Annotated in this window: 1 rRNA gene; it reads right to left on the reverse strand. The window is 50.9% G+C overall.

The features are described from left to right. Positions 1 to 817, reverse strand: a 23S ribosomal RNA gene (locus NX775_RS23910); the annotation flags it as partial.

The following is an 817-nucleotide window of genomic DNA, read 5'->3' on the forward strand; positions in this document are numbered from 1 at the left end:
ATATCCGCAGCTTCGGTGACTGGCTTAGCCCCGTTACATCTTCCGCGCAGGACGACTCGATCAGTGAGCTATTACGCTTTCTTTAAATGATGGCTGCTTCTAAGCCAACATCCTGACTGTTTTAGCCTTCCCACTTCGTTTTCCACTTAGCCAATCTTTGGGACCTTAGCTGGCGGTCTGGGTTGTTTCCCTCTTGACACCGGACGTTAGCACCCGATGTCTGTCTCCCAAGCTCGCACTCATCGGTATTCGGAGTTTGCAATGGTTTGGTAAGTCGCAATGACCCCCTAGCCATAACAGTGCTCTACCCCCGATGGTGATACTTGAGGCACTACCTAAATAGTTTTCGGAGAGAACCAGCTATTTCCAAGTTTGTTTAGCCTTTCACCCCTACCCACAGCTCATCCCCTAATTTTTCAACATTAGTGGGTTCGGACCTCCAGGGCGTGTTACCGCACCTTCATCCTGGCCATGGGTAGATCACTTGGTTTCGGGTCTACACCCAGCGACTGTCGCCCTATTCGGACTCGATTTCTCTACGGCTCCCCTATACGGTTAACCTCGCCACTGAATGTAAGTCGCTGACCCATTATACAAAAGGTACGCAGTCACGGAACAAGTCCGCTCCTACTGTTTGTATGCACACGGTTTCAGGATCTATTTCACTCCCCTCCCGGGGTTCTTTTCGCCTTTCCCTCACGGTACTGGTTCACTATCGGTCGATTACGAGTATTTAGCCTTGGAGGATGGTCCCCCCATGTTCAGACAGGATTTCTCGTGTCCCGCCCTACTTGTCGTATGCTTAGTACCACCGTTC

The sequence above is a fragment of the Massilia aurea genome, assembly GCF_024753205.1.
GTDB classification, from domain to species: domain Bacteria; phylum Pseudomonadota; class Gammaproteobacteria; order Burkholderiales; family Burkholderiaceae_D; genus Telluria; species Telluria aurea.